This window comes from Thauera sp. 63 (assembly GCF_000310165.2).
Taxonomy (GTDB): Bacteria; Pseudomonadota; Gammaproteobacteria; order Burkholderiales; family Rhodocyclaceae; genus Thauera; species Thauera humireducens.
This window is the reverse complement of record NZ_AMXC01000002.1, coordinates 189,944-213,518: the sequence shown is the minus strand read 5'-3', so window position 1 is coordinate 213,518 and position 23,575 is coordinate 189,944. Positions and strand designations below refer to the sequence as shown.

General features: G+C 67.9%; 23 protein-coding genes. 12 read left to right on the top strand and 11 right to left on the bottom strand.

Annotated features, from left to right (window positions below):
• The first annotated feature begins 260 nt into the window (after positions 1 to 260).
• The 3 genes from C664_RS03165 to C664_RS03155 all read left to right on the top strand — a co-directional run bounded on the left by C664_RS03165 (position 261) and on the right by C664_RS03155 (position 2,495).
• A complete protein-coding gene (locus tag C664_RS03165; protein ID WP_038010757.1) occupies positions 261 to 794 on the top strand; it encodes a hypothetical protein in 534 nt (177 codons plus the stop codon).
• A gap of 229 nt (positions 795 to 1,023) precedes the next feature.
• A complete protein-coding gene (locus C664_RS03160) occupies positions 1,024 to 2,265 on the top strand; it encodes an MFS transporter (RefSeq protein ID WP_004253161.1) in 1,242 nt (413 codons plus the stop codon).
• Positions 2,262 to 2,495, top strand: a complete 234-nt coding sequence (locus C664_RS03155) for a hypothetical protein (protein ID WP_004253160.1) — start codon at positions 2,262 to 2,264, stop codon at positions 2,493 to 2,495. Before C664_RS03160 ends, C664_RS03155 begins: the two co-directional genes overlap by 4 nt.
• Here the strand turns inward: C664_RS03155 and C664_RS03150 are convergent.
• From C664_RS03150 to C664_RS03140, 3 genes are all read right to left on the bottom strand, one after another.
• The gene (locus tag C664_RS03150) at positions 2,474 to 3,334 is read right to left on the bottom strand and encodes a UDP-2,3-diacylglucosamine diphosphatase (protein WP_004253158.1); all 861 of its coding nucleotides are present in this window, start codon (positions 3,332 to 3,334) and stop codon (positions 2,474 to 2,476) included. The two genes, C664_RS03155 and C664_RS03150, sit on opposite strands and share 22 nt — an antisense overlap.
• Positions 3,334 to 4,566: a glycosyltransferase family 4 protein gene (locus C664_RS03145; protein ID WP_038010845.1), complete on the bottom strand. Its 1,233-nt coding sequence runs from the start codon at positions 4,564 to 4,566 to the stop codon at positions 3,334 to 3,336. The genes C664_RS03150 and C664_RS03145 overlap by 1 nt, the downstream gene beginning before the upstream one ends.
• A 90-nt stretch (positions 4,567 to 4,656) precedes the next feature.
• On the bottom strand, positions 4,657 to 6,267 hold the full coding sequence (locus tag C664_RS03140; protein WP_232435057.1) for a L,D-transpeptidase family protein: 1,611 nt from the start codon (positions 6,265 to 6,267) through the stop codon (positions 4,657 to 4,659).
• A 100-nt stretch (positions 6,268 to 6,367) separates the two neighbouring features.
• On the opposite strand from C664_RS03140, the gene C664_RS03135 reads away from it, so the two are divergent.
• Positions 6,368 to 6,931, top strand: a complete 564-nt coding sequence (locus tag C664_RS03135) for a YcbK family protein (RefSeq protein ID WP_004253154.1) — start codon at positions 6,368 to 6,370, stop codon at positions 6,929 to 6,931.
• A gap of 105 nt (positions 6,932 to 7,036) precedes the next feature.
• Here the strand turns inward: C664_RS03135 and C664_RS03130 are convergent, their stop codons facing one another.
• Complete coding sequence (locus C664_RS03130) at positions 7,037 to 7,405, bottom strand: diacylglycerol kinase (protein ID WP_004253152.1); 369 nt, start codon at positions 7,403 to 7,405, stop codon at positions 7,037 to 7,039.
• 176 nt (positions 7,406 to 7,581) lie between these two features.
• Here C664_RS03130 and C664_RS03125 point away from each other — a divergent pair, with 176 nt between their 5' ends.
• Positions 7,582 to 9,945: a serine/threonine protein kinase gene (locus C664_RS03125; RefSeq protein ID WP_004253150.1), complete on the top strand. Its 2,364-nt coding sequence runs from the start codon at positions 7,582 to 7,584 to the stop codon at positions 9,943 to 9,945.
• A gap of 28 nt (positions 9,946 to 9,973) precedes the next feature.
• Here C664_RS03125 and C664_RS03120 read toward each other — a convergent pair whose 3' ends face one another.
• Positions 9,974 to 11,110 (bottom strand): PQQ-dependent sugar dehydrogenase, encoded by a 1,137-nt coding sequence (locus C664_RS03120; RefSeq protein WP_004253147.1) that lies wholly within the window; start codon positions 11,108 to 11,110, stop codon positions 9,974 to 9,976.
• A gap of 101 nt (positions 11,111 to 11,211) precedes the next feature.
• Between C664_RS03120 and C664_RS03115 the strand changes: the two genes are divergently transcribed.
• From C664_RS03115 to C664_RS03105, 3 genes are all read left to right on the top strand, one after another.
• Positions 11,212 to 11,553: a VanZ family protein gene (locus tag C664_RS03115; RefSeq protein ID WP_004253137.1), complete on the top strand. Its 342-nt coding sequence runs from the start codon at positions 11,212 to 11,214 to the stop codon at positions 11,551 to 11,553.
• A gap of 93 nt (positions 11,554 to 11,646) precedes the next feature.
• Positions 11,647 to 13,626, top strand: coding sequence for a peptidase U32 family protein (locus C664_RS03110; RefSeq protein ID WP_004253134.1), 1,980 nt, complete (start codon positions 11,647 to 11,649; stop codon positions 13,624 to 13,626).
• Between the two features lie 11 nt (positions 13,627 to 13,637).
• Entirely contained in the window at positions 13,638 to 14,024 is a 387-nt protein-coding gene (locus C664_RS03105) for a thioredoxin family protein (RefSeq protein ID WP_004253131.1), read from the top strand.
• Positions 14,025 to 14,053: 29 nt separating this feature from the next.
• On the opposite strand, the gene C664_RS03100 is transcribed toward C664_RS03105, so the two are convergent.
• Positions 14,054 to 15,094, bottom strand: a complete 1,041-nt coding sequence (locus C664_RS03100) for a magnesium transporter (protein WP_198291467.1) — start codon at positions 15,092 to 15,094, stop codon at positions 14,054 to 14,056.
• 213 nt (positions 15,095 to 15,307) lie between these two features.
• Here C664_RS03100 and C664_RS03095 point away from each other — a divergent pair, with 213 nt between their 5' ends.
• Positions 15,308 to 15,577 carry a hypothetical protein gene (locus C664_RS03095; protein WP_004253126.1) on the top strand — a complete coding sequence of 90 codons (270 nt, stop codon included), beginning with the start codon at positions 15,308 to 15,310 and terminating at the stop codon, positions 15,575 to 15,577.
• Between the two features lie 21 nt (positions 15,578 to 15,598).
• Here the strand turns inward: C664_RS03095 and C664_RS03090 are convergent, their stop codons facing one another.
• Entirely contained in the window at positions 15,599 to 16,072 is a 474-nt protein-coding gene (locus C664_RS03090; RefSeq protein WP_004253123.1) for a CreA family protein, read from the bottom strand.
• A gap of 192 nt (positions 16,073 to 16,264) precedes the next feature.
• Here C664_RS03090 and C664_RS03085 point away from each other — a divergent pair, with 192 nt between their 5' ends.
• The gene (locus C664_RS03085) at positions 16,265 to 16,792 is read left to right on the top strand and encodes a cytochrome c oxidase subunit 3 family protein (protein WP_004253121.1); all 528 of its coding nucleotides are present in this window, start codon (positions 16,265 to 16,267) and stop codon (positions 16,790 to 16,792) included.
• Positions 16,793 to 16,808: 16 nt separating this feature from the next.
• Positions 16,809 to 17,099 (top strand): cytochrome C oxidase subunit IV family protein, encoded by a 291-nt coding sequence (locus C664_RS03080; RefSeq protein ID WP_004253119.1) that lies wholly within the window; start codon positions 16,809 to 16,811, stop codon positions 17,097 to 17,099.
• Positions 17,100 to 17,130: 31 nt separating this feature from the next.
• On the opposite strand, the gene C664_RS03075 is transcribed toward C664_RS03080, so the two are convergent.
• From C664_RS03075 to C664_RS03065, 3 genes are all read right to left on the bottom strand, one after another.
• The gene (locus C664_RS03075; protein ID WP_004253118.1) at positions 17,131 to 18,630 is read right to left on the bottom strand and encodes a type IV pili methyl-accepting chemotaxis transducer N-terminal domain-containing protein; all 1,500 of its coding nucleotides are present in this window, start codon (positions 18,628 to 18,630) and stop codon (positions 17,131 to 17,133) included.
• A 90-nt stretch (positions 18,631 to 18,720) separates the two neighbouring features.
• Positions 18,721 to 20,448 carry a nitrite reductase gene (locus tag C664_RS03070; RefSeq protein WP_004253115.1) on the bottom strand — a complete coding sequence of 576 codons (1,728 nt, stop codon included), beginning with the start codon at positions 20,446 to 20,448 and terminating at the stop codon, positions 18,721 to 18,723.
• A 229-nt stretch (positions 20,449 to 20,677) separates the two neighbouring features.
• Complete coding sequence (locus C664_RS03065; protein ID WP_004253114.1) at positions 20,678 to 20,878, bottom strand: SlyX family protein; 201 nt, start codon at positions 20,876 to 20,878, stop codon at positions 20,678 to 20,680.
• A 109-nt stretch (positions 20,879 to 20,987) separates the two neighbouring features.
• On the opposite strand from C664_RS03065, the gene C664_RS03060 reads away from it, so the two are divergent.
• Entirely contained in the window at positions 20,988 to 22,310 is a 1,323-nt protein-coding gene (locus C664_RS03060) for an IS1182 family transposase (RefSeq protein ID WP_004251208.1), read from the top strand.
• A 155-nt stretch (positions 22,311 to 22,465) separates the two neighbouring features.
• Here the strand turns inward: C664_RS03060 and queG are convergent, their stop codons facing one another.
• Positions 22,466 to 23,542 (bottom strand): tRNA epoxyqueuosine(34) reductase QueG, encoded by a 1,077-nt coding sequence (gene queG, locus C664_RS03055; protein ID WP_232435061.1) that lies wholly within the window; start codon positions 23,540 to 23,542, stop codon positions 22,466 to 22,468.
• Between the last annotated feature and the right edge of the window lie 33 nt (positions 23,543 to 23,575).

The window sequence follows — 23,575 nt, the reverse complement described above, 5'->3', positions numbered from 1 at the left end:
GCCTCGACATCGTGATTCCGCCAGGCTTGCACGAACGCAATAACTGTATAAAATTTCAGCCTCTCGGAAAGCACCCCGGATAGCCTCACGTGAGCCAACTCAGTCTTGCCCTCCCAGACGCAGTCATGCCCGCACCCACGGCCCGGCCCGCACGGACTCGCGCAGCGTCCAGGCTTGCCGCCCCGCCTGCGACGTCCCCACAGCCGCGCCTGATCGCGCACGACGCCATCGACTCCACCCCGACTCCAGCCCCAGGCCCCATGCAGCACACAGACCTCCCCGCCCCCACTGATTCAACCGATGCCGCACAGGACAGTTCCAACACCGCGATTCGCGAAGACCGGTTGTGGCACGACAACGGCTGGACCGCACGCGTCGTCAAGAACGAGGATGACGACGGCTGGGCCGTCGAGATGTTCAAGGACGGCGAGCCCGAACCCGCCCTCGTCGGCCCCTGGACCATGGGACGGGACAAGAAGAACCCCAAGCCGCTCGACCAGTCCGCTTTCAACACCTTGGTCAAGACGGCGACCGAGGTGCTGCAGCGCCACGCGCAACAGGCACACGCAGCCCTGCACAAGCGCCTGACGGTGTTCGCGCTCGAACGCCAGTGGGAAATCCGGCTCGACATCACGCCCGACGAATACGAGCCCTTTGCCACGCTCAGCGCCATCGACGACGAAGGCGAGGAAGTGGCGCAGGAGCGCGTTCGGCCGGACTTCCGGCTCACCAATGCCGAGGCTGTCAGGTGGATCGCGGGCGGCTTTCCGCGCCTGGGTCGCGACGAGGACTGACAAGTCGAAGGCCGTTGCACGCAAGCACGCTGACTGCGGCCTCGCTCGGCAATGCCGGACCCGCGCCGCATCGCGACGCGCTGGAAACGGACGGATTCGGCGAGGCATAACGGCTTGAGGCGCACGCTGGCTGCGCGTGCCCGGGGCGGAAGCGCTTTCCCCTCGGGCCGGGCTTGGGCACGGTGCGGTCAGCGTATCATTGGGCGCTTACCGTCCCGCCTCTTCCTCCATGGCCGCTCCTTCCACCGCCTCCGATGGCATCGCCCCGGTACGGACGCTCGCTCCGCTCCTGCTGCTGTTCGGACTGATGCTGCCGGTGACCGGGATGGTGCCGGTGCTGTCGGAGTTCACCGCGCAGCGCTTCGCCGGCCTGAGCCAGTTCGCCAGCCACTTCTTCATGTCCATCAACATGATCGGTGCGCTGCTGGGCGCACCGGTCGCCGGTCTGCTGTCCGACCGCCTAGGCCGGCGCAAGGCGCTCGCCGTCGCTGCGCTGGCCCTGAACGGCCTGACGCTGCTCGGCATCGCTCTCGCCTATCGCCACATCGACAGCTACGCCCTGCTGCTGTCCCTGCGCCTCATCGAAGGCTTCGCCCACATGTCCGCGCTGTCGCTGCTGATGGCGCTGGGCGCCGACCACGTCGGGCGCGGCGGGCTGGGCGGACGCATGGGTGCGATCGGCGCAGCGATCAGCCTCGGCGTGGCCACTGGCGCACCGCTGGGCGGCGTGATCGGCGGCATCGACCCGGCGTGGGTGCCGCTGGGTGGCGGCCTGCTGTCGGTGGCACTGGCCGGCCTCGGCGCCATCGCCTTGCAGGACAGCGGCGGCGCCCGCCCCCGCCTCGCGATCGGCGAGATCCTCGCCACGCTGCGCACCCGCCGGGCCCTGGCGATCCCGCTCGCCTTCTCGTTTGCCGACCGGCTCACGGTCGGCTTCATCGTGTCGACGCTGTCACTCTATCTCGGGCTCACCCTCGGCTTCGATGCACGCGCCATCGGCGGTGCGATGGCGGCCTTCCTGATTCCGTTCTCGCTGCTGACCTGGCCAGCCGGCCACCTGTCGCGCCACTGGGATCCGCTGCTGATGATGGTCGCGGGCAGCGTGCTGTACGGCGTCTTTCTCGGCGCGCTGGTCTTCGTGCCGCCGGACTGGGTGGTCGGCACGATGGCCGCCGGCGGCGTCATCGCCGCGCTGATGTACGCGCCCTCGCTGGTGCTGGCGGCGCATTACGGTGGCGAGGACTGCCGCGCCAGCGCATTGGCCGCGTTCAACATGGCGGGGTCACTCGGCTTCGCTGCCGGACCGCTCATCAGCAGTCTGCTGCTGGCGTTCTACGGCCAATTCTCCGCCAACCCCAATGCCCCGGTGTTCATCACCATCGGCGCCATCGAGGTCGTCCTGGCGCTGGCGGTCCTCTTCATCGCGCGCCGCGGCAGGCTGCGGGCCCACCCTGCCCTGGAATCCCGATGAAGCTTTCCCGCCTCTGGCAACCCCGCAATCCGGCCTTCTGGATGATGGTGGTGCTCAATGTGATGTCGTCGGTTCTGGCCTGGATCCTGCGCACCTACCCCCTCGTGCCGCTGGCGATGATCGTGGTGGCGGGCTTTGCGCTGGTCAATGCCTGGCTCGGCATCCGCCTTGCCGTCGGGCTGATGCGCGAGCCCCCGGCAGCGCGCGATCAGACGTCGGGAGTGAGATAGAGGCGCTCGAGTTCGAGCACGGACTTCGCCGCAGTCGCGGGCTCCGCCGGCTGCGCGGCGGGCACGGGAACGCCAGGCTCGTCCGGGCGCGCCTGCGGCACGGCCTGCGCGCCCCACTGCAACACCTCGATCCGGCCGTCGTAGTGCTCCACAACGGCACTGCAGGTGTCGACCCAATCGCCGCAGTTCAGGTAACGCACGTTGCCGATGCGGCGGTCGGCCGCCCAGTGGATGTGACCACAGATCACGCCATCGACCCCGCGCTGCTGGGCCGCGTGTGCGACCGCATCCTCGAAGTCGAAGATGAAGCTGACCGCGCGCTTCACCTTCTGTTTCGCGTAGCCCGCCAGCGACCAGTAGCCAGGGATGCGCAACAGGCGGCGCACGCGCGACAGCATCAGGTTCAGCCGCACCAGCGCGTTGTAGGCCACGTCGCCCAGCACGGCCACCCAGCGGTGGTGGCGCGTGACCTGGTCGTACTCGTCGCCGTGGATCAGCCAGTAGCGGCGGCCGTCGATGGTCTCGTGAATCCACTCGCTCTCGACGCGGATGTCGCCGAACGCGATGCCGGTGTACTCGCGCAGCGTCTCGTCGTGATTGCCCGGGATGAAGAACACCTTGTCGCCATGCCGTGCACGCCGCAGCACCTTCTGCACCACCGTGTTGTGGGCGGGCGCCCACTGCACGCTGCGACTCATCGACCAGAAATCGATGATGTCGCCCAGCAGGTAGAGGTACTCCGACTCGTACTCCTTCAGGAAGGCATGCAGGCGGTCGGCCTGGCTCGCCCGTGTGCCCAGATGGACATCGGAGATGAAGATCGCTCGAACGGCCGGCATCAGCTTTCCGCCTCCTGCGTACGCAACACGGTCCTGCCATCGCGGGCACCGACGCCACCGCGCCAGACGCGCACCAGCGCTTCGGCAAAATGGTCGTTCACCCGCTCCCAGTCGATACCCTCCGCGCTGCGCCGCGCCTCGCGGCCGATCTCGATGCGCAGTTCATCCGCACAGGCCAGTTGCACCGCACGTTCGATGAAGCCGTCCTCGTCACCGCAACGCAGCACGGCGCCGTTGTGCAGGTCGTGGATCACCTCGGCCGCCGCCGCGTAGTCGTAGGCAACGGTGCATAGCCCGCTCGCCATGCCCTCCAGCGTGACGTTGCCGAAGGTCTCGGTGAGGCTGGGGAAAAGGAAGAGGTCGGCCGACGCATAGTGCGCCGCCAGATCCTCGCCATGGCGCATGCCGGCGAGCACCGCCTGCGGACAGTCGCGCGCGAGCGCCTCGCGCATCGGGCCGTCGCCGACCACCACCATGCGCGCATCGGGCCGCTGCTGGCGGATCGCCGCGAACGCGCGCAGGGTCAGGCCCAGGTTCTTTTCGGGCGCGAGGCGGCCGACGCTGACCACGACCAGTCCGCCGGGCGCCACGCCCCACTGCGCGCGCAGTTCGTCGCTGCGGCGGGCGGGCGAATACAGCGTCGTATCCACCCCGCGCGAGATCACCTCGACCCGCTCGTAACCCTGACCGGCGAGGGCGTGGGCCAGTTCGCCGGTCGGTACGAAGGTGGCGGCAGTGCGGTTGTGGAAGCGGCGCAGATAGGCCGCAACGGGCTGGCGCAGCCAACCCACGCCGTAGTGCGCACTGTAGTGGTCGAAGTTGGTGTGGAAATCGGAGGTCACCGGCAGCCGAAGCTTGGCGGCGGCAGAGACCGCGGTCCAGCCGAGCGGCCCCTCGGTGGCGACGTGCACCAGATCGGGCCGCTGCCGCGTCCAGGTTCGCACCAGCCGCGACTTGGCCGGCAGGCCGAGCTTGAGGCCGTCGTAGCGCGGCAGCTTCAGCCCGCGCGACAGCACCTCCTCCAGCGCGCCACCCCGCAGTGCCACGTCGCCAGGCGTCTGCTTCGGCCGCACCAGCTGCACGCTGTGGCCGCGCTTGATCAGGCCATCGACCATGCGCTTGAGCGTCATTGCCACGCCGTTGACTTCCGGCGGCCAGGTCTCGGTCACCAGGGCGATGCGCAGCCGCGGATCATGACAGAGCTCTTCGGTCGTGAAATCGATCGCTTTCATGCGCCGCAGCATAGGCGGCGAAAAAGACCGCGGCGTTACGCCGGCGTGTCTGCTGCGTGACAGGGACCAGCCGCGCCAGCGACCAGCGCGTCAGCGAGGCGCGGCGTTCAAGGCGGCCAGCACCGCCGCATCACGATCGTAGATGTCGGGGCGAAACTGGAAGCGTCCTTCCTCGTCCAGGCCGGCAGTCGCATAGTGGAGCAGCACCGGGATCTCGCGCGCCACCGGCACGCTGCGGGTCTTGCCGCCCGCCAGCGCCGCCTCCAGCGCCTCGGGGGTCCAGCGCGCGGCATCGTCGAGCAGGATCAGCGCCAGCTCCTGCGGCTTCTCCAGTCGCACGCAGCCTGAACTCAATGCGCGCATGTCGCGCCGGAACAGCGAACGCGCGTTGGTGTCGTGCAGGTAGATCGAGTAGGGATTGGCGAGCGAAAACTTGATCCGCCCGAGCGATCCGTCTGCGCCCGACGCCTGCACGATCATGTAGGGAAAACCACTGCGCCTCGCGTTCTGCCAGTCGATCAGTGCCGGATCGACCGCCTGGCCGGAACGGTCGACGACGCGCATGCGATGATCGGTGAGGTACTCCGGGTTGCGCACCACGCCCGGGATCACGTCTTCGCGCAGGATCGTCGGCGGAACCACCCACTTCGGGTTGAAGACGAGGTGCTGAACGCTGTCGAGCAAGGCCGGCGTCGCCCGCGCGGATTTGCCGACGATCACACGCGACGACCATGCAGGCAGCCCGCCGAGCCAGAGATGAGCATGGTATGCGGTGATGTCCACCAGCAGGTGATCGCCTTGCATGTCCTGCGCCACCCAGCGCAGGCGCTCGAGGTTGACGCGGATCTGGTCGACACGTTGCGCGGGGCCGATGTTGAGCGCATCGACCGTCTGCCGCCCGATGGCTGCGTCCGGCGCCAGACCGGCACGCTGCTGGAAGCGCATCACGGCTCGGGCCAGCGCGTCGTCGTAGCGCGCCGGATCGTCGCTGCCGACCAACCCGTCATCACCCTCGCCCTCGCCCTCGGCCGCCAGCCGGGCTCGCACCGCGGGCACGCGCGCGCTGCGCTCGCCCGGCCGCAGGGTTGCGCCGCCGGGCACCTTTGGCCAGTCGCCCAAGGCCGCCAGCGCGCGATACTGCTGCAGCGCTGCGCGCAGTTCGCGATAGAGCGGCAGATCGGGCGCCTGGGCTTCCACGGCCGCCTGCAGCGACGGTCCATCGACGACGCCAGAGAGCCGCAGGGCGCGCTCGAAGGCCTGCTCCGGCACCGAGAAGTTCCACATGCGGTAGAGGCCGCGCGGATCGACCCTGCCGAAGCGAATCTGCTGCACCAGACGGGCCAGCGTGCCCGTCAGGCGCAGCTCCCGCTCGACCTGCCGCTCGGGCGGGAGTGCCGCCACGGACAGGGACGCCTCGGCGCGCAGGCCATCGGCCTCGAACTCCGAAGGATCCAGCCCATGGTCGCGCAGGGCTTCGACCGCCGCGATCAGTTCGTGGATGCGCTCGGGCCGATTCCAGACAGGCTGAAAACCCCGTTGCCGATAGAAGATCTGGACGGTCTCGTCGACGTCGTAGGCGCCGGCCAGCAGGCCCGCCTCGATCAGCGCAGGCAGCGCTGCGGCCGGCTGCCCGGCGGCGGCGCCGTCCGCCGCCGCGACGCCCACGGCCAGAGTTGTCTGCGGCGCTCCGATCACTGCCACCGTCAAAAGGGTCGCGACCGTTACAACTGATTTGCGCAAACCAATCCCGAGTTCGGTTAGCATGCCGCCTTCAAGTGCTTGTACGGACTGAAGATTATTCATGTTCTCACGTTCCCGCCACCACACCGTCCCGCATCGCCGTCTGTTCCTGAAAGGCCTCGCCTCGCTACCGCTGGCCCTTCCCTTTGCTTCTGCAGAGGCGGGCGACATGCTCCACCTGTCCTTTCGACACACCCACACCGACGAACATCTCAGCACCGCGTTCCGCAACCGCCGCGGCTACATCGAGCCGGCGATCAAGCGCATGAACTGGCTGCTCCGCGACTTTCGGACCGGCGAAGTGGCCCGCATGGATCCCCGACTGTACGACATCCTCCACGCACTCAGCGTGAGCTGCGGCGGGGAGACCTTCGAAATCATCTCCGGCTACCGTTCCCCCAAGACGAACGCGATGCTGCGCAAGACGGGGGGCGGCGGCGTCGCCAAGCGCAGCCAGCACATGGACGGCAAGGCCATCGACATCCGCCTGGTCGGTTGCGACACCGCCCGCGTGCGCGATGCGGCCATCGCCCTCGGTGCCGGCGGGGTCGGTTACTACCCTGACTCCGACTTCGTCCATATCGATACCGGCCCGGTGCGCCACTGGGGTCCCAAATCGGCTTGAGTGCGACTTGAGTGCGGACCGGGCGCTTCCCGGCGCGGGTTCTGCGCCAGGCCATTTCGAAAGTTCGACCGGGCGCGCTGCGCCCGGTTTCATTTCCGGATCACCTCACCCGAACAGCACCAGCCCCCAGACCACGCCGACATTGAGCAGCGCGATCAGCACGGCCGCGCTGCCGATATCCTTGGCGCGCTTCGCCAGGCGGTGGCTTTCGAGCGAGATGCGGTCGACAGTGGCCTCGATGGCCGAGTTGATCAGTTCGACGATCAGCACCAGCATCACGCTGCCGATCATCAGCCCCTTCGACACCGCCCCGTCTCCAAGCCACAGCGCCAGCGGGATCAGGAGCAGCGCCAGCCAGACCTCCTGGCGAAAGGCGTCCTCGTGGCGGTAGGCCGCGCGCAGTCCGTCGAGCGAATAGTGAAAGGCGTTCCAGACGCGGCGCAGGCCGGTCTTGCCCTTGAATGGACTCTCCATCCAGCTTCTTCCAAAACGTCGCAAAGGCGGGATGATTGCACACATCCTGCGTCATTCCGGTTGCAGTCCTGCACGCGGATGCGCACGCTGGACGCCGCGGGCGAAACGTAATAGCGTGCCGCACCCAGCAACACTGCGCTGCCGGCTGCGCAAACCGGCCTTCTTCCTCCACACCCATGACACGCAAGATCGGGCGATTCGACATTCGACGCGAACTCGGGCGCGGCGCCCAGAGCATCGTCTACCTGGCCTGGGACCCCCAGCTCGAGCGCGAGGTGGCGGTGAAGACCTTGCATTTCAGCGCGGCCGAGCGGCGTGACAACGCCGCATTGCTGGCCGAGGCGCGCGCCGTCAGCCGCCTGCGCCATCCGGGCATCGTCCCGGTGTTCGAGGCGGGCGAGGAAGCCGGCGACGTCTACCTGGTGTTCGAGTACGTGCCGGGCGACAACCTCGGCACGCATCTCCAGCAGCGCGGCCCCCTGCCCGCGGCCGATGCCGCGCGGCTGTGCATCGACATCCTCACCGCACTGTCGACGGCCCACGCCGAAGGCATCGTCCATCGCGACCTCAAGCCCAGCAACGTGCTGATCGACGTCGACGGCAAGCCGCGGGTCATGGACTTCGGCATCGCGCAACGCCTGGACGCCGACACCGCCGGCACCACGCTGTCGGGCACGCCCGGCTACATGGCGCCCGAGTACATCCGCAGCCGCCAGGTCGCGCCGTCCAACGACGTGTTCGCTGCCGGCGTGATGCTGGTGGAGATGATCAGCGGACGCCGCGTGATGCGTGAACGCGACCCGCAGCGCGCCCTGCAGCTCGCCGCCACCGTGCCGGTAACGCTGCCGAAGGACGCGCCGGACGTCGACGAGGCGCTTGCGGCCATCGCCCTGCGCGCCGCGGCGCTCGACCCTGCGGCCCGCTTCCAGAGCGCCGAGGACTTCCGCGTCGCCCTCGACGCGTGGCTCAATCCCCAGGAAGCACCAAGCGCACCGGCGGGCTCCGGCGCGGTCGATTTCCTGCTGCGCCGCATGCGCCACCGCGGCGACTTCCCCGCACTCTCCGAATCGGTCGCGGCGATCAACCGCATCGCCTCGAGCGAGGCCGAGAACATCGACACCCTGTCCAACCTGGTGCTGCGCGACTTCTCGCTGACGAACAAGCTGCTGCGGCTGGTGAACTCGGTGCATTACCGCCCGGCGAGCGGACGCATCAGCACGGTGTCGCGCGCCCTGGTCGTGCTCGGCTTCGACACCGTCCGCAACATCGCCATCACGGTGCTGCTGTTCGAGCACCTGCAGAACAAGTCGCATGCGGCGCTGCTGCGCGAGGAGTTCCTGCGAGCCTGCCTGGCGGGGCTGTTCGCGCGCGACCTCGCCAAGCACATGAAGACCCGCGAGCTCGAGCAGGCCTACATCTGTTCGATCTTCCACAGCCTCGGGCGTCTGCTGTGCCAGTACTACTTTCCGGAAGAGTCCGAGGACATCCGCCGCGTGATGACGCAGCACGACTACCGCGAGGATGTGGCCGCCCAGCGCGTGCTGGGCGTGAGCTTCGAGGACCTGGGCATCGGCCTCGCACGCAGCTGGGGCTTTCCGCAGGTGATTCTCGAGAGCATGCGCAAGCTGCCCGCGGGCGCGGTGCGCCGGCCGGCGACCCAGGAAGACCGGCTGCGCGCCTTGTCGGCGGTTGCCAACGAATACTGCGACGCGGTCGCGCACCTCGCCCCGGCCGAACGCGACAAGGCGATGAAAGCCATCGCGGGTCGCTTTGCCGATGCGGTGCCGGTCGAGCTGAAGGCGGTGCGCGAGCTCATGCAGGCCGCGGTGCAGGAGATCGAGAACTTCGCCCAGATCATCAAGATCAACCTGCGCCAGACCCGCATCGGCCGCAATCTCGCAAGTTTCGACAGCGAGGAGACCCTGATCCACCCGCACGCGACCACCGAGACGCAGATGCCTTCGGAGGCGGTGCTCGAACAGAAGTCGGTGGCCGAAGCGGCGCTGGCCGGCGAGAAACCGGCCGACCCGCAGGCCGTGCTCAGCTCGGGCATCCAGGACATCAGCAATACGCTGGTCGAGGACTTCAAGCTCAACGACGTGCTGCGCATCATCCTCGAGACGATGTACCGCGCGATGGGCTTCAAGCGCGTGCTGCTGTGCGTGCGCGATGCGCGCAGCAACGAGATGACCGGCCGCTTCGGCTTCGGCCCCGGCGCGACCGAACTCGCCCGTCACCTGCGCTTCAGCCTGTCGGCCCACCCGGACAACGTCTTCAACGTCGCCACGGCGAAGGGGGTGGACATCCTGATCGAGGACATCGACGAGGCGAAGATCGCCGCGCGCATCCCCGCCTGGTACCGGAGAAACGTGCCCTCGCGCACCTTCGTGCTGTTCCCGCTGATGATCAAGGGCCGGCCGGTGGGAATGATCTACGCCGACAAGGACAATGCCGGCGAGATCGAGATCAGCGAGCAGGAGCTGGCCCTGCTGCGTACCCTGCGCAACCAGGCGGTGATGGCAATCAAGCAGGCCGGCTGACGAGCGGCGGACCTGGCTTCACGCCGGCTCAGGCCGGGTCGATCCGCAACACGCGCCCGCCGCTCTCGTCCAGCAGCCACAGCCGGCCGTCCGGCCCCTCGTGCACGTCGCGCACGCGGTGGCCCAGTTCGATGCGCTCCTCGTGCACCACCCTGTCGCCGTCGAGCACCAGGCGCGCGATCAACTGGAACTTGAGCGCGCCAACGAAAAGATTCCCCTTCCACTGCGGAAACACATCGCCGGTGTAGAAGCTCATGCCCGAGGGCGCGATCGACGGCGTCCATTGCGTCACCGGCGGCTCCACGTCCGGCCGTGTCGTGCCCTCGCCGATCTTCGTGCCGATCACGTATTCGCGCCCGTAGGTGATGTCCGGCCAGCCGTAGTTGCGCCCGGGCAGGACGCGGTTGAGCTCGTCGCCGCCCTGGGGGCCGTGCTCGTGCGCCCACAGCTCGCCGGTCACCGGATGCAGCGCGGCGCCCTGCACGTTGCGGTGGCCGTAGGACCACACCTCGGGCCGCGCGCCCTCCCGCTCCACAAAGGGGTTGTCGGCCGGTACGCTGCCATCGGGCCGGATGCGGACGACCTTGCCGATGTGGCTGTCCAGCGCCTGCACACGGTCGCGCGAATGGAAGCGGTCGCCCAGCGTCACGAAGAGGTTGCCCGCGCGGTCGAACACCAGACGCGAGCCCCAGTGGTGGCTGCCCGAGGGGTCTTCGTTCTGCGCGAAGATGACCTTGACGTCCTCCAGCCTCAGCCGCTCGAGGTCCAGCCGTGCCCGCGCCACTGCGGTACGGGCACCGCCCGCGGTCGGTTCGGCGAACGAAAACACGATCGTCCGGTCAGTGCCGAAGTCCGGACTGAGCGCCACGTCGAGCAAACCGCCTTGTCCGCGGGCATGCACCGGTGGCACACCGGCAATGGGTGCGGACAGCGACCCGTCGCGTGCGACGAGCCGCATGCGCCCTGGCCGCTCGGTCACGAGCAGCCGGCCATCCGGCAGGAAGGCCAGCGCCCAGGGCGTATCGAGCCCGTGCGCAACTTCGGTCACACGCAGGGGCCCCGTTTCCGACTGAAGCACCCGGTCCGTCGCCCAGCCCGCCACGGACAGACTCAGGCCGAACACCAGCCCCGCCGACAGGACAATCCTGTGAATGATCTTCATCATGCGCTCCTCCCTGTTAGCGGCGCTTTTCGCCGGCCTCGGCCCCGCCCGCGGCCCACGCACCCCGAACCGCCTGGCGTTCGGGAACGATTCTAGGACTCTTCATGACCTCATCCGTTCGCACCCTGATTCGAATCGCCTTCGTGCTCGCGCTGGTCGCCGTATTCTGGCTCGCCCTGATGCCCGCGCCGGATGTGGCCAGGCTCGTGTCGTGGCAGGACAAGATCGAGCATGCCGTCCTGTTCGCCGCGCTGGCGCTGTTCGCGCTGTTGGCGTGGCCGACGAGACCGGTCGCCATCGCCCTCGGCCTCCTGCTGTACGGCGCAGCGATGGAGCTGGCCCAGTCCCAGACCGGGCACCGTTTCGGCGACCCCTGGGACTGGCTCGCCGATGCGGTCGGGCTGCTCGTGCTGCTGCCGGCCTGGCTGCGCAGCCAGCGGCGCTGAGACACGGTCCGCTCGTCAAGAACCGGGCCTATTGCTATCATCGCGCCCTTTCCAATCAAGCGCTTGCGACAGACACGCGCCCGAGCCGCCCCCATGAGCCATCCCCGTCACACCCTCGAGCTCCTCGCCCCGGCCAAGACCGCCGACTTCGGCATCGAGGCCATCAACCACGGCGCGGATGCGGTGTACATCGGCGGCCCGGCCTTCGGCGCACGCTCTTCGGCGGACAACACGGTGGAAGACATCGCCCGCCTGGTGCAGCACGCTCACCGTTACCACGCCGAGGTCTTCGTCGCCACCAACACCATCCTGTTCGATGCCGAACTGGAACCGGCGCACAAGCTCATCTGGCAGCTCTACGATGCGGGCGTCGACGCGCTGATCGTGCAGGACATGGGCCTGCTCGAGCTCGACCTGCCGCCAATCCAGCTCCATGCCAGCACGCAGACCGACATCCGCGACGCCAGCAAGGCGCGCTTCCTGCAGGACGTGGGCTTCTCGCAGATCGTGCTGGCGCGCGAACTGTCGCTCAATGACGTGAAGAAGATCGCCGCGGCCACCACCTGCCAACTTGAGTACTTCGTGCACGGCGCACTGTGCGTGGCGTTTTCCGGCCAGTGCTACATCAGCCACGCCCACACCGGGCGCAGCGCCAACCGCGGCGAATGCTCGCAGGCCTGCCGCCTGCCCTACGACCTCAAGGATAAGGACGGCAACACCATCGCCAGCCAGCAGCACATGCTGTCGATGAAGGACAACAACCAGAGCGCCAACCTGCGCGCGCTGGCCGCGGCCGGCATCAGCTCGTTCAAGATCGAGGGCCGCTACAAGGACCTCTCCTACGTCAAGAACATCACCGCGCACTACCGCACACTGCTCGACGAGATCATCGAGCACCCGGACGCCGACGGCCCGGCGTATCGCCGCGCCTCGAGCGGTCGCACCACCTTCCTGTTCACCCCACAGGCGGACAAGACCTTCAACCGCGGCTACACCGACTACTTCGCCAACGATCGCCAGCACGGCATCGAGGCCTTCGAGTCGCCCAAGTTCGTGGGCGAGCCGATCGGCAGGGTGACGAAGATCGACACCAAGGGCCGCAAGTTCTTCGACGTCGAGCGCAGCTCGCCCATCCACAACGCCGACGGCCTGACTTGGTACACGCCCAAGGGCGAACTCACCGGCCTGCGGGTGAACCGCTCGGAGCCCAACGGCGGCGGCGAGGGCATCGACCGCATCTTCCCGTCCGACGCGCTGCCGGCCGAACTGGTGCCGGGCACCTCGGTGTTCCGCAACCACGACCACGCGTTCGAGCGTGCGCTGGAAAAGAAGTCCGCCGAGCGCCGCATCCGCGTCGACGCGCAGCTCGCCGTCACCGGTGACGGCCTGGCGCTGACGCTGCGCGACGAGGACGGCGTCAGCGCCACCGCGACGCTCGCCGCCGCCCTCGAGCCGGCGCAGAACGCCGAGCGCGCGCTCGCCACGCTGCACGAGCACCTCGGCAAGCTGGGCAACACCATCTTCACCCTCGACGCGGTCACGCTCGACCTGCCCACCGTGCCCTTCCTGCCCGCCGGCCAGCTCAACGCGCTGCGCCGCGAGGCCGTGGAACGCCTGGAAGCCGCCCGCATCGCGACCCACGCGCGCCCGCCGCGCGCCGCCGCGGTCGAGCCGCCGGTGCCCTACCCGCAGGACGCGCTGAGCTACCTCGCCAACGTGCTCAACGACAAGGCGCGCGCCTTTTACGCCAGGCACGGCGTCAAGCTCATCGACGCGGCCTTCGAAGAGAACCAGGAGACCGACGACGTCTCGCTGATGATCACCAAGCACTGCCTGCGCTACAGCTTCAACCTGTGCCCGAAGGAAGTGAAAGGCATCCGCCCCGACCCGATGCAGCTGGTCAACGGCAACGAGACGCTGACCCTGCGCTTCGACTGCAAGCGCTGCGAGATGCACGTCGTCGGCGCGATGAAGCCGCACATCGCGAAGATGCGCGACACCGTGGTGGCCCAGAAGGTCAGTTTCTTCCCGAGCAAGCCGGGCAGCGACAAGACCGCAGCAGCACGGAACTGAGCCCCGCCCCCATGTCCGCCCTGCACCCGATCCAGAGCCTTCCCGCTCACCCGCGCCTTGCCGACGGGCCGGTGATCGTCATCGCGCTCTGCGCCGACTGGTGCGGAACCTGCCGCGAGTTCCAGCCCGTGCTGGAGCGCATCGCGCTCGCCCATCCCGAGATGGTGTTCGCCTGGGCCGACATCGAGGACGATGCCGAGCTGGTGGGCGACATCGAACTCGACAGCTTCCCGACGCTCGCGATCTTCCACCACGGCACACCGCTGCACTTCGGCGCCTCCCTGCCCCTGGAGCCCGTGGTCACGCGCCTGATCCGCAGCGCAGCCGCCACACCCGCGGGCGCGCCGCGCGACATCCCGGCCGAGGTGCTCGAACTCGGCGCACGCCTGGCCGGCTGAACGCCGGTGCCTGCCGCAGTCCCTTGCCGTCAGCCGACGATCAGGCTGACCACGACGAAATAGGTCAGCAGCGTCAGGAGGTCCTGGATGATGGTGGACATCGGCCCGCTGCCGTAGGCGGGATCGCTGCCGAAGCGACCGAGCAACCAGGGCAGCACCAGCCCCACGGTCGTGGCGATGCCGCCGGCCACCACCAGTGCCACCGCGACCGCAACCGCCAGGTGGACGCTGCCGAACACGAGCCACACGGCGGGAAAGGTCAGCCCGCCCATGACCAGACCGATCAGCACGCCGGTGCGCGCCTCGCCGCCGATGATGGTGCGCATGCGGGCATGGCTCAGCGACAAGCCGCGCACCGCGACGGCCTCGGTCTGCGTGCCGATGGCGTCGGCCAGATAGACGAGGCCCGGGACGAAGAACGCAATCGCCGGATCGATCGCAAGCGCCCCTTCGAAACGCGACATGATCAGCGTCGCCAGCATGCTGCCCGCCAGCCCGAGCAGCAGCCACGGCAGGCGGTGACGCAACCGGCGCAAGGGCGGCGCCTCGATCGCCTCGCGCGCAAGCGTGGTCTCGCGCGCGATGCCGGCGAACCGGTGGAGGTCCTCGACGTGTTCGCGGCGCAGGATGTGCATCAGCGCTGCTGAGGGCACCACGCCCAGCAGCTTGCCCTTCGCATCGACCACCGGGATTGCGCTGATGGCATGGTGCAGCGCCAGCGAGGCCACCCGTTCCTGGTCGGTCGTGGCGTGCACCTTGGGAAACCCCGGCTGCACCGCGTCGCCGAGACGGCGGTCCCGCTCCAGCGCGAACAGGGCGGCCAGGGTCAGCACGCCCACCAGACGCTCGTCGTCATCGAGCACGCACACGACGTCCATGCAGTCGTGGGCATGCGCGATAAGTTGGGTCAGCACCTCGGCCACCGTCTGCCCGCGCCGGGCACGCGGCACGTTGGCAACGAGATAGTGCCCCGCCGTCTCGTCCGGTCCCATGCCGTCGCGCCGGGCGCCGGACACTCCGCCACCGTGAGACGCCGACACCCCCTTCCGATGCTCGTCCGTGTCGTCCACGCCTCTGCCTCCCGCCGTTTCCTGCCCAGATGCTAGCAAAGGGCCCCGGCCCGCGGACAGCCCGAGGTCGAAACCGGCCTCCCCGCCCGCGCAGACTGCATGCGCCGCTCCGTGACAGGGCTCACACGCAGTCGAACGGCATCGGGGATTAACATTGAGTCAGACAAGACAGGCGCGAAATCCGCGCTTCAACACAAGGACCCAGAGGCCATCATGCGCTCCCAAGACCTCCTGATCGTGGAGGGTTCGCGCCACCAACCCCACGACCCCATCTGCCCCGACGGCGTAGAGATCGCGATCAACCGCGCAATCCATGCGGGTTACCGTGTCGGACGCGAAGTCCTGGTCGGCCACGTCGCCGGCTGCGTGGTGGGCTACAACATCGGCCACTACGGCCGCTTCAGCGGTGCCCGCTACCCGCTGCTGGTGAACACCGAATTCGGCGTCGCCAAGTGCAGCCTGCAGGAAGTCGCCGCCGCCTGAGACAGACGAAGCGACCGTCCATCAGCGCAACTTAAGCGGCACGCTGGCCGGCAGCGGCACGGCGGTGACGTTGTTCTGCGGGCTGCCGTCGATCAGCTTGTCGCTATAGACGAGATACACCAGCGTGTTGCGCCTGGCATCGGCCATGCGCACGATGCGCACCTTCTTGAACAGGATCGACGCGCGCTCGGAGAACACCTCCTCCTGCTTGTCCAACGGTTCCAGCAGGGTGATCTCACCCACCTGGCGGCAGGCAACCGCGGCATCGGCCGTGTCCTCGGCAAGGCCCAGTGTCCCCTTGATGCCACCGGTCCGCGCACGCGACACGTAGCACGACACGCCCTTCACCTTGGGGTCGTCGAACACCTCGACCACCACCTGGTGATTGCGCCCGATGAGCTTGAATGCGGTATCGACAGCGCCGACGGTCTCGGCCTGCGCGCAAAGCGGCAATGCCAGGGCGGCGCCCAGCGCGCCGAGCAGGAAGATCTTCACGTCCGTGCATCCTTGTTGCGGAGAGCCGCCAGTATCGCATTGCGACGCGCAATTTACCCTGCATCAAGGCAGCGCCGCCGCGGCCGCGCGAGAATGCCTTTCCGATCCAGCCTTCAAGCCCCTCCCGTGTCGTACGCCGCCACCCTGCCCGACGCTCCACCCGCCCCCGGCCGCATCCCGGGCAGCAAGGCGATGTGGGTCGGCATCTTCTGCGAGGTGACCGAATTCGCGCTGATGTTCGCGGTGTACTTCATCGCACGCGCGCATCACCCCGAGGTCTTCCGCGCCGGCCCGGAGCGACTGTCGCTGCTGGCCGGCACCGGCTACACGCTGATGCTGCTGACCAGCGGCTGGTGCGTGGCACGCGCAGTGCACGCCATGCGCGCCGGACGCCGGAAGGCGAGCCTGCGCTGGCTGCTGGGCGCGTTCGTGTTCGGTCTCGGCTACCCGGTGATCAAGCTGTTCGAAGTGCGCTGGAACCTCGCCCACGGTCTCGACGGCGATGCCGGCGTATTCATCGTCACCTACTACTACCTGACCTTCAACCACCTGATCCACGTGTTCTGGGGACTGCTCGGCCTGATCTGGGTGATGCTGCGCACCGGCACCGGCTCCTACTCGGCCGACGAGCATTCGGGACTGGAGGCCTTTGCCTGCTACTGGCACGCGACGGACATCATCTGGCTAATGATCTTTCCGCTGTTCTACGTGCTGCGCTGAGCCTGGAGACGATGCCATGAACGAGATCCGCAAGCTCGACCTCGCCTGGCTGGGACTGGTCGTGCTGAGCGTGGTCGGCGCCGCGCTCGGCGGCAGCCCGGACACCGGCTTCGGCGTCACCGTGCTGGTCGCGCTGGTGATGGGCATCAAGGTCCGCATCGTGTGCGACCGTTTCCTCGAACTGCCGACGGCCCGGCGCGGCATCCGGCTGGCGATGCACGGCTTCTGCTACGGCATGCCGATCCTGGTGATCCTCACCAGCGCCTTCGGCGACATGCTCGCACGGCTGACGGGCGCGCTGGTCTGATGCGCCCCGTTGGCCCGCGCCGTGTCATGCCCTAGGCGGCCGGCGCCGGCGTCAGCCGCTCATAGAGCTTCACGGCGGTATCCACATGGCGCAGCAGCCGATCGGCCTCGCCGACCACCGCCCGCACATGCTGCGCGCGCTGCACGCGCATGACATCGGGCGCCAGCGCACGCAGGAAGCGCTGCCACTGGTCCGACACTTCCTGCAGCTGCCCAGACAGTTCGGGAAGGCGCCGCCCGCTGTGGCGCAGTTCGTCGAGGTTGCGTTCGAACTCACCGGTCGCCGCGTCGATCTCATCCTGGATGCGCGCCGGCTCGGCCACCCACTCGCGAAACACGAACAGCTTGCAGATGCGCTGCGACAACATGCGGTTGCGACCGGCCACATTGACGTAATGCGCGTCCGGCAGCCCGAACGCCTGCTCGGCCGCGCTGGTGAGCCGGTCGGCCGCATCGAGCACGGTTTCGCTGGCGGCAAGCACCCGCTTCGCCCGCGCTGGCGTCGCGCCGTCCTCGGCCAGCGCGGCACGGTAATCGGGCCAGGCCTCGACCACGGCCACGCGCCCCGACTCCAGGAGATCGGGCATCCCCAGCGCCTCGAGACGGGCCAGCACGCGCTCGAACTCGTGCACCAGCCGCCGCAGGCGCACCGCGGCCTTCTCGACCGACAGGCCGGCCGCGATCAGCGCCCAGGCGATAGCCATGCGCTGCGACAACATGCGACAGCGGCCGCACAGGTTGACCAGTGCCCCGGGCGCGATACGCGCACCGGACGGCGCGCCCTGGGCCTTGCCCTTGCGCACGAAGCGCAGGCGCTGGCCCGACTTGCCGGTTTCGATATCGCTCAGCGCGGCGTGCTGGACGTGCACCTTGCGCCCCTCGACGACGACCACACCCTGGTCGCTGAGCTGGCGCAGGCTGCGTGAAAAGGACTCGGGGGTCATGCCGATGCGGGCTGCAATAATCTTCTTGCTGGCCTTCAGCACGACCGTGGTCTCGCCGGCGAGACCGATGCGATCCCCTGCCTGCGCGAGCAGGTAGTCGAGGATGCGTTGTGCGCCGGTGGCCCCCGAATGGTGGCCGGAAACGTCGAACTCGATCGCGCACTGGCGCTTCGCCAGCGTCTGCACGATCCGCCAGCTCAGCGCAGGGTCCTTCTGGATGGCCCCGCGCAGGCGGCGGATGTCGATCGCAACGACGACGCTGTGGGCGAGCGCCCTGCACGATGCGCCGTAATGCGTGCGCGCCAGCAGTTCGCCGAGCGCGAGCACCTGCGGCGCCTGCGCCAGTTCCAGCACCTTCTCGTTGCCGGTGGGCAGCAGGTGCTCGCGCGCCACGCTGCCGCTGGCCAGCACGAAGGCCTCGCGGATCGGTTCCTCGGCACGGTAGAGCAGGCTCTGCGCGTTCAGTTCGAGCACGCGGCTACCCACCGCCAGTTCGTCGAACAAGGCCGCCGGCAGGCCGGCAAAGAGCGGCTCGGCCGCCAGCAGCTTGCGTTGCGCCCAAAGGGCGTCCCTCGTTGGGGCGATCACTTCAACGACACCTCTAGATGGTTCGGCAAGGCGACGGACTGAGCAATCCGGGGAGGGGCTACCCTCTCCCCCGAGGGACTCGCAGGCGCCTCAGTACACGTCGTGTTGCGTGTTGTAGACGTTGAACTTGCCCGTCGGCGTGATCAACCTGGGATCACGGATCACGGCCTTGAGCTTGCGCGTCCTGTCATCGACGACGACGATCGCCGACTCCTGGTCCGCACCATTCCAGACCGAGAACCAGACCTCGTCGCCCGCCTTATTGTATTCCGGCTGCACGACGCGCTTCGGGCCGGCCTTGACGCCGGACCACTCGCCGATCGGGATCAGCTCGTAGCCCTTGTCGATGTTGTCGATGTCCCACACGGCAACCGACTGGCTGATCTTCTCGTCCGGGTTCAGCGTGGTGTCGGCCCACAGGTTCTTCGACGTCGGATGCGTCTTCAGGAACAGCGATCCGCCCCCCAGGCCCTTCAGCGTGCGCACCACCTTCCAGGCATTGTCCGGGTGCTGGTGCGGATCGGTGCCGATCAAGGAGATCGTCTCGTCGCCCAGGTGGCCGGTGGCCCATACCGGGCCGAACTTCGGATCGACGAAGTTCGCGCCACGGCCCGGGTGCGGCACCTTGCCCACGTCGACCAGTTTCTCCAGCTTGCCTTCCTTGGTATCGATGACCGCGATCTTGTCCGATGCGTTGGCTGCGTCCATGAAGTAGCGGTGCGTGGACTCGAAGCCCCCGTCGTGCAGGAAGGGCGCCGCCTCGATCATCCTGATGCTCAGGTTCTCGAGGTCGCGATAGTCCACCGAATACACCATGCCGGTTTCCTTCACATTGACGAAGAATTCCGGATTGAAGTGCGAGGACACGATCGCGGCCACGCGCGGTTCGGGGTGATAGTCCTGGGTGCCGGTGACCATGCCGCGGGTGGAGACGATCTTGCGCGGCTGCAGCGTGTCGCCGTCCATGATCACGAACTGCGGCGGCCAGTAGGTGCCGGCGATGGCGTACTTGTCCTCCCAGCCCTTGGCCTTGGAGCTCTCCACCGAGCGCGCCTCGAGGCCGACCTTGATCTCCGCGACCGTGTCCGGCTTCTCCATCCACAGGTCGATCAGGTTGATCTTGGCATCGCGGCCGATCACGAACAGGTAGCGGCCCGAGGCCGACATGCGCGAGATGTGCACCGCGTAGCCGGTCTCGAGAACGCTGACGATCTTCTTGCTGTCGCCGTCGATCAGCGCGATCTTGCCGTCATCGCGCAGCGTCACCGAGAACAGGTTCTCGAGATTGAGATCGTTCATCTTCTTCGTCGGACGTTTTTCGACCGGGACGACGACCTTCCACGACGCTTCCATTTCCTTGAGGCCGTACTCGGGCGGCGCCGGCGGCGTCTGCTGGATGTAGCGCGCCATCAGGTCGACCTCGTCGTCGCTCAGCACACCGGACGTACCCCAGTTCGGCATGCCACCGGGCGAGCCGTACTTGATGAAGACCTTCAGGTACTCGAGCCCCTTCTCCAGCGTGATGTCGGGCGTCAGCGCCTTGCCGGTCGCCCCCTTGCGCAGCACGCCGTGGCAGCCGGCACAGCGCTCGAAGAAGATGCGCTTGGCCTTGTCGAACTCGGGCTCGGACATGCGCGGCGCCAGCGGGTTGATGTCGTGGTGCATCGGCACGTCGGCCATCGGCGAGCCGCCGGCCTGGTACTCCTTCATCGCCGCATCGCCATGTCCGGCCGGGGCCTCGGCGAAGGCCACCTGACATGCGAGCGCGAGCGTCGACACCGCAAGCACCCCGAACTGCTTCAAAGCTGCTGACTTCATGGTCCCTTCTCCTGGCTGAAAACGAAATCGGTGGCGCAATTTCGCAAGCAGGAAAATCGCCGCTTTGATGAAAATCAAGAGGGCCTAAAACCCCGGTCGGCGTGCGGGTTTCAGGCCAAACCGGACTTGATCGAGGGTAAGGGTGCCGCCACCTGCCGGTCTCCCGGGCCCGGCCGAGGGTGTCGCGAACACGCGCGTGCGTCCGCCTCCGAGGCGTTCCGCGGATGTCCTACCAGTGCGGCGGGATCTCGTCTTCCGGACGGTTCGGCGCGCCCGGCTGGATGGTCTTGACCTGCTGTGCCAGCTGTCGCACCTGCTCGCGCAGCAGGTCGAGTTCCTGCTGCTGGCGCCAAACGGTGCGGTTCAGTTCGTCGAGCTGATCCTCGGCCGACATGATCTTGGTTTCGAGCGCTTCGAGGCGGTCTTCCATGCGGGTATCCGGTGAGTTGAGGGGCGCGATTCTAGGAGTCTGCGCGGCAGAAGCCAAGCGTCGGTGAGTTAAGTCCTCCCGGGCGTTTCGGGGCCGGTAGACTGTCGAGATGACGAGCTATCTGCCCTATTGCCCGCAGCAGCAGATGCTGCTGCCCCAGGCGCTGCAGGAGTGGCTACCCGAAGGCCACTTGGCGTACTTCATCAGCGACGCGGTCGACGGGTTGGACCTGAGCGCGTTCCACGCCCGGTATGCCGGTGGCGGACCGCGCAACCAGCCGTTTCATCCGGCCATGATGGTCAAGGTGCTGCTGTATGCGTACGCCACGGGCGTGTTCAGTTCGCGCAAGATCGCGCGCAAGCTGCACGAGGATGTGGCGTTCCGGGTCCTGGCGGCAGACAACTTCCCGGCCCACCGCACGCTGAGCGACTTTCGCGCTGTCCATTTGAAGGAGCTGAGCGAGTTGTTCGTGCAGGTGGTACGACTGGCCCGCGAGATGGGGCTGGTCAAGCTCGGGACGGTGGCCATCGACGGCACCAAGGTCAAGGCAAACGCCAGCCGCCACAAGGCGATGAGTTACGGCCATATGGTGAAGGCGGAGGCCGAGTTGAAACGGCAGATCGAGGCGCTGCTCAATCGGGCCAAGGCCGCCGACGACGCCGAGCGGAACGAGCCCGAGCTGGATGTGCCGGCCGAGATCGCGCGGCGCGAGGCGCGGCTGACGGCGATTGCTGAAGCCCGGGCGCGGCTCGAGCAGCGCCAGCGCGAGGCCGATCAGGCGCGCGGGCGCAGCGACGATGACGACCGTCGCCCGCGCGGCGGTGACGGCAAACCGAAGGGCGGGCGCTACAAGCGCGACTTTGGAGTGCCCGAGGACAAGGCGCAGGAGAACTTCACGGATCCGGACAGCCGCATCATGAAGCGCGCCGGCGGCGGGTTCGATCCGAGCTACAACGCCCAGACGGCGGTCGACGAGACCGCCCACATCATCGTGGCGGCCGAACTGACCAACAACGCCAGCGACGCCGGGCAACTGGCGGGGGTACTGCAGGCCGTGCGCGACAACGTCGAACAACGACCGCGCCAGGCGCTGGCCGACACCGGCTACCGCTCGGAGCAAACGTTCCGGGAACTCGACGGGTGCGGGACCGAACTGGTGGTGGCGCTGGGCCGGGAAGGCAAGCGCCGACTCGGTTTCGACCGCGAACGCAATCCGCACACCGCACAGATGGCCGACAAGCTCGAGAGCGAGGCGGGCAAGAGCGCCTACCGAAAACGGAAATGGATCGCCGAACCGCCCAACGGCTGGATCAAGAACGTGTTGGGATTCCGGCAGTTCAGCCTGCGGGGCCTGGAGCGCGTCAAAGCGGAGTGGAAGCTCGTCTGTATGGCGCTGAACCTGCGCAGGATGAGCACATTGAGGACGGCATGACGGGAAAAGGGGGCAAACCTGTCCCCGTTGCCGTCCGGCATGCGCGCCGCGACGTCGCAAAGCAACTTAACCACGGCCTCAGTCTCTTGCCGCACCTCTCGGTTCGCCAATCGTTCTGCTAAAAAACACGCTCTGGAGTTCTGCCGCGCAGACTCCTAGCTGGCAAGGGGCGCGCCATGCCGCGCCAGCGCCCATGCCACGTGTTCGCGCACCAGGGCCGAGGGATGGTCGGCGCGCGCCTGCAAGGCGGCGAGCACATCCGGCGCGGCCGGCGCGTTGCCCAGCGCCACCGCGATGTTGCGCAGCCAGCGTTCGTGACCGATGCGATGGATCGGGCTGCCGGCAGTGCGTTCGGCAAACACCGCCTCGCTCCAGGCGAACAGTTCGACGAGGCGCGCAGTGTCCAGGCCATGACGCGGCGCGAAGTCGCCCTCCGCCGTCAGGCGTGCGAAGCGGTTCCACGGGCACGCCAGCTGGCAGTCGTCGCAGCCATAGATGCGATTGCCCAGCGACGGGCGCAGCGCCTCGGGAATCGGGCCATGCAGTTCGATCGTCAGATAGGAGATGCAGCGCCGCGCGTCGACCTGGTAGGGCGCGACGATGGCGCCGGTCGGACAGGCGTCGATGCAGGCGGTGCAGCGACCGCAGTGCGGTTCGACCGGCGCATCGACCGGCAGCGGCAGGTCGGTGAAGATCTCACCGAGGAAGAAATAGGAGCCGGCGCTGCGATCCAGCAGCAAGGTGTGCTTGCCGCGCCAGCCCAGCCCGTTGCGACTGGCCAGCTCGACCTCGAGTACCGGCGCCGAGTCCGTGAACACGCGGTACGCGTGCGGCACCTCGGCGGCGATCCGCTCGGCCAGCTTCTGCAGCCGGTTGCGCAAGACCTTGTGGTAGTCGCGCCCCAGTGCATAGCGCGAAACGTAGGCACGCTGGCCATCGGCCAGGTTCGCTCCGGCATCGGCGGCGTCGGGCCAGTAGTCGAGCCGCAGGCTGATCACGCGCAGGGTTCCGGGCACCAGTTCGGCCGGACGCGCACGCTTCATGCCGTGGCGCGCCATATAATCCATCCCGCCGTGAAAACCGGCATCCAGCCATGCCGTGAGCCCGGGCTCGGCCTCGTGCAGGTCGGTGTCCGCGACGCCGACGGCGCCGAAACCGAGTTCCGCCGCCCACTGGCGGATGCGGGCCAGCAGGGCGGCCCCGTCGAACGGGGTGCCATCGGCACCCGCCATGCCGTCTGCCGCCGCGTTTTCAGCCATCAACGA

Coding starts and splice junctions, on each gene's coding strand:
- C664_RS03165 (WP_038010757.1), top strand. CDS start 261: ATGCAGCACACAGACCTCCCCGCCCCCACTGATTCAACCGATGCCGCA.
- C664_RS03160 (WP_004253161.1), top strand. CDS start 1,024: ATGGCCGCTCCTTCCACCGCCTCCGATGGCATCGCCCCGGTACGGACG.
- C664_RS03155 (WP_004253160.1), top strand. CDS start 2,262: ATGAAGCTTTCCCGCCTCTGGCAACCCCGCAATCCGGCCTTCTGGATG.
- C664_RS03150 (WP_004253158.1), bottom strand. CDS start 3,334: ATGCCGGCCGTTCGAGCGATCTTCATCTCCGATGTCCATCTGGGCACA.
- C664_RS03145 (WP_038010845.1), bottom strand. CDS start 4,566: ATGAAAGCGATCGATTTCACGACCGAAGAGCTCTGTCATGATCCGCGG.
- C664_RS03135 (WP_004253154.1), top strand. CDS start 6,368: ATGTTCTCACGTTCCCGCCACCACACCGTCCCGCATCGCCGTCTGTTC.
- C664_RS03130 (WP_004253152.1), bottom strand. CDS start 7,405: ATGGAGAGTCCATTCAAGGGCAAGACCGGCCTGCGCCGCGTCTGGAAC.
- C664_RS03125 (WP_004253150.1), top strand. CDS start 7,582: ATGACACGCAAGATCGGGCGATTCGACATTCGACGCGAACTCGGGCGC.
- C664_RS03120 (WP_004253147.1), bottom strand. CDS start 11,110: ATGATGAAGATCATTCACAGGATTGTCCTGTCGGCGGGGCTGGTGTTC.
- C664_RS03115 (WP_004253137.1), top strand. CDS start 11,212: ATGACCTCATCCGTTCGCACCCTGATTCGAATCGCCTTCGTGCTCGCG.
- C664_RS03110 (WP_004253134.1), top strand. CDS start 11,647: ATGAGCCATCCCCGTCACACCCTCGAGCTCCTCGCCCCGGCCAAGACC.
- C664_RS03105 (WP_004253131.1), top strand. CDS start 13,638: ATGTCCGCCCTGCACCCGATCCAGAGCCTTCCCGCTCACCCGCGCCTT.
- C664_RS03095 (WP_004253126.1), top strand. CDS start 15,308: ATGCGCTCCCAAGACCTCCTGATCGTGGAGGGTTCGCGCCACCAACCC.
- C664_RS03085 (WP_004253121.1), top strand. CDS start 16,265: ATGTGGGTCGGCATCTTCTGCGAGGTGACCGAATTCGCGCTGATGTTC.
- C664_RS03080 (WP_004253119.1), top strand. CDS start 16,809: ATGAACGAGATCCGCAAGCTCGACCTCGCCTGGCTGGGACTGGTCGTG.
- C664_RS03070 (WP_004253115.1), bottom strand. CDS start 20,448: ATGAAGTCAGCAGCTTTGAAGCAGTTCGGGGTGCTTGCGGTGTCGACG.
- C664_RS03065 (WP_004253114.1), bottom strand. CDS start 20,878: ATGGAAGACCGCCTCGAAGCGCTCGAAACCAAGATCATGTCGGCCGAG.
- C664_RS03060 (WP_004251208.1), top strand. CDS start 20,988: ATGACGAGCTATCTGCCCTATTGCCCGCAGCAGCAGATGCTGCTGCCC.
- queG (WP_232435061.1), bottom strand. CDS start 23,542: ATGGCGGGTGCCGATGGCACCCCGTTCGACGGGGCCGCCCTGCTGGCC.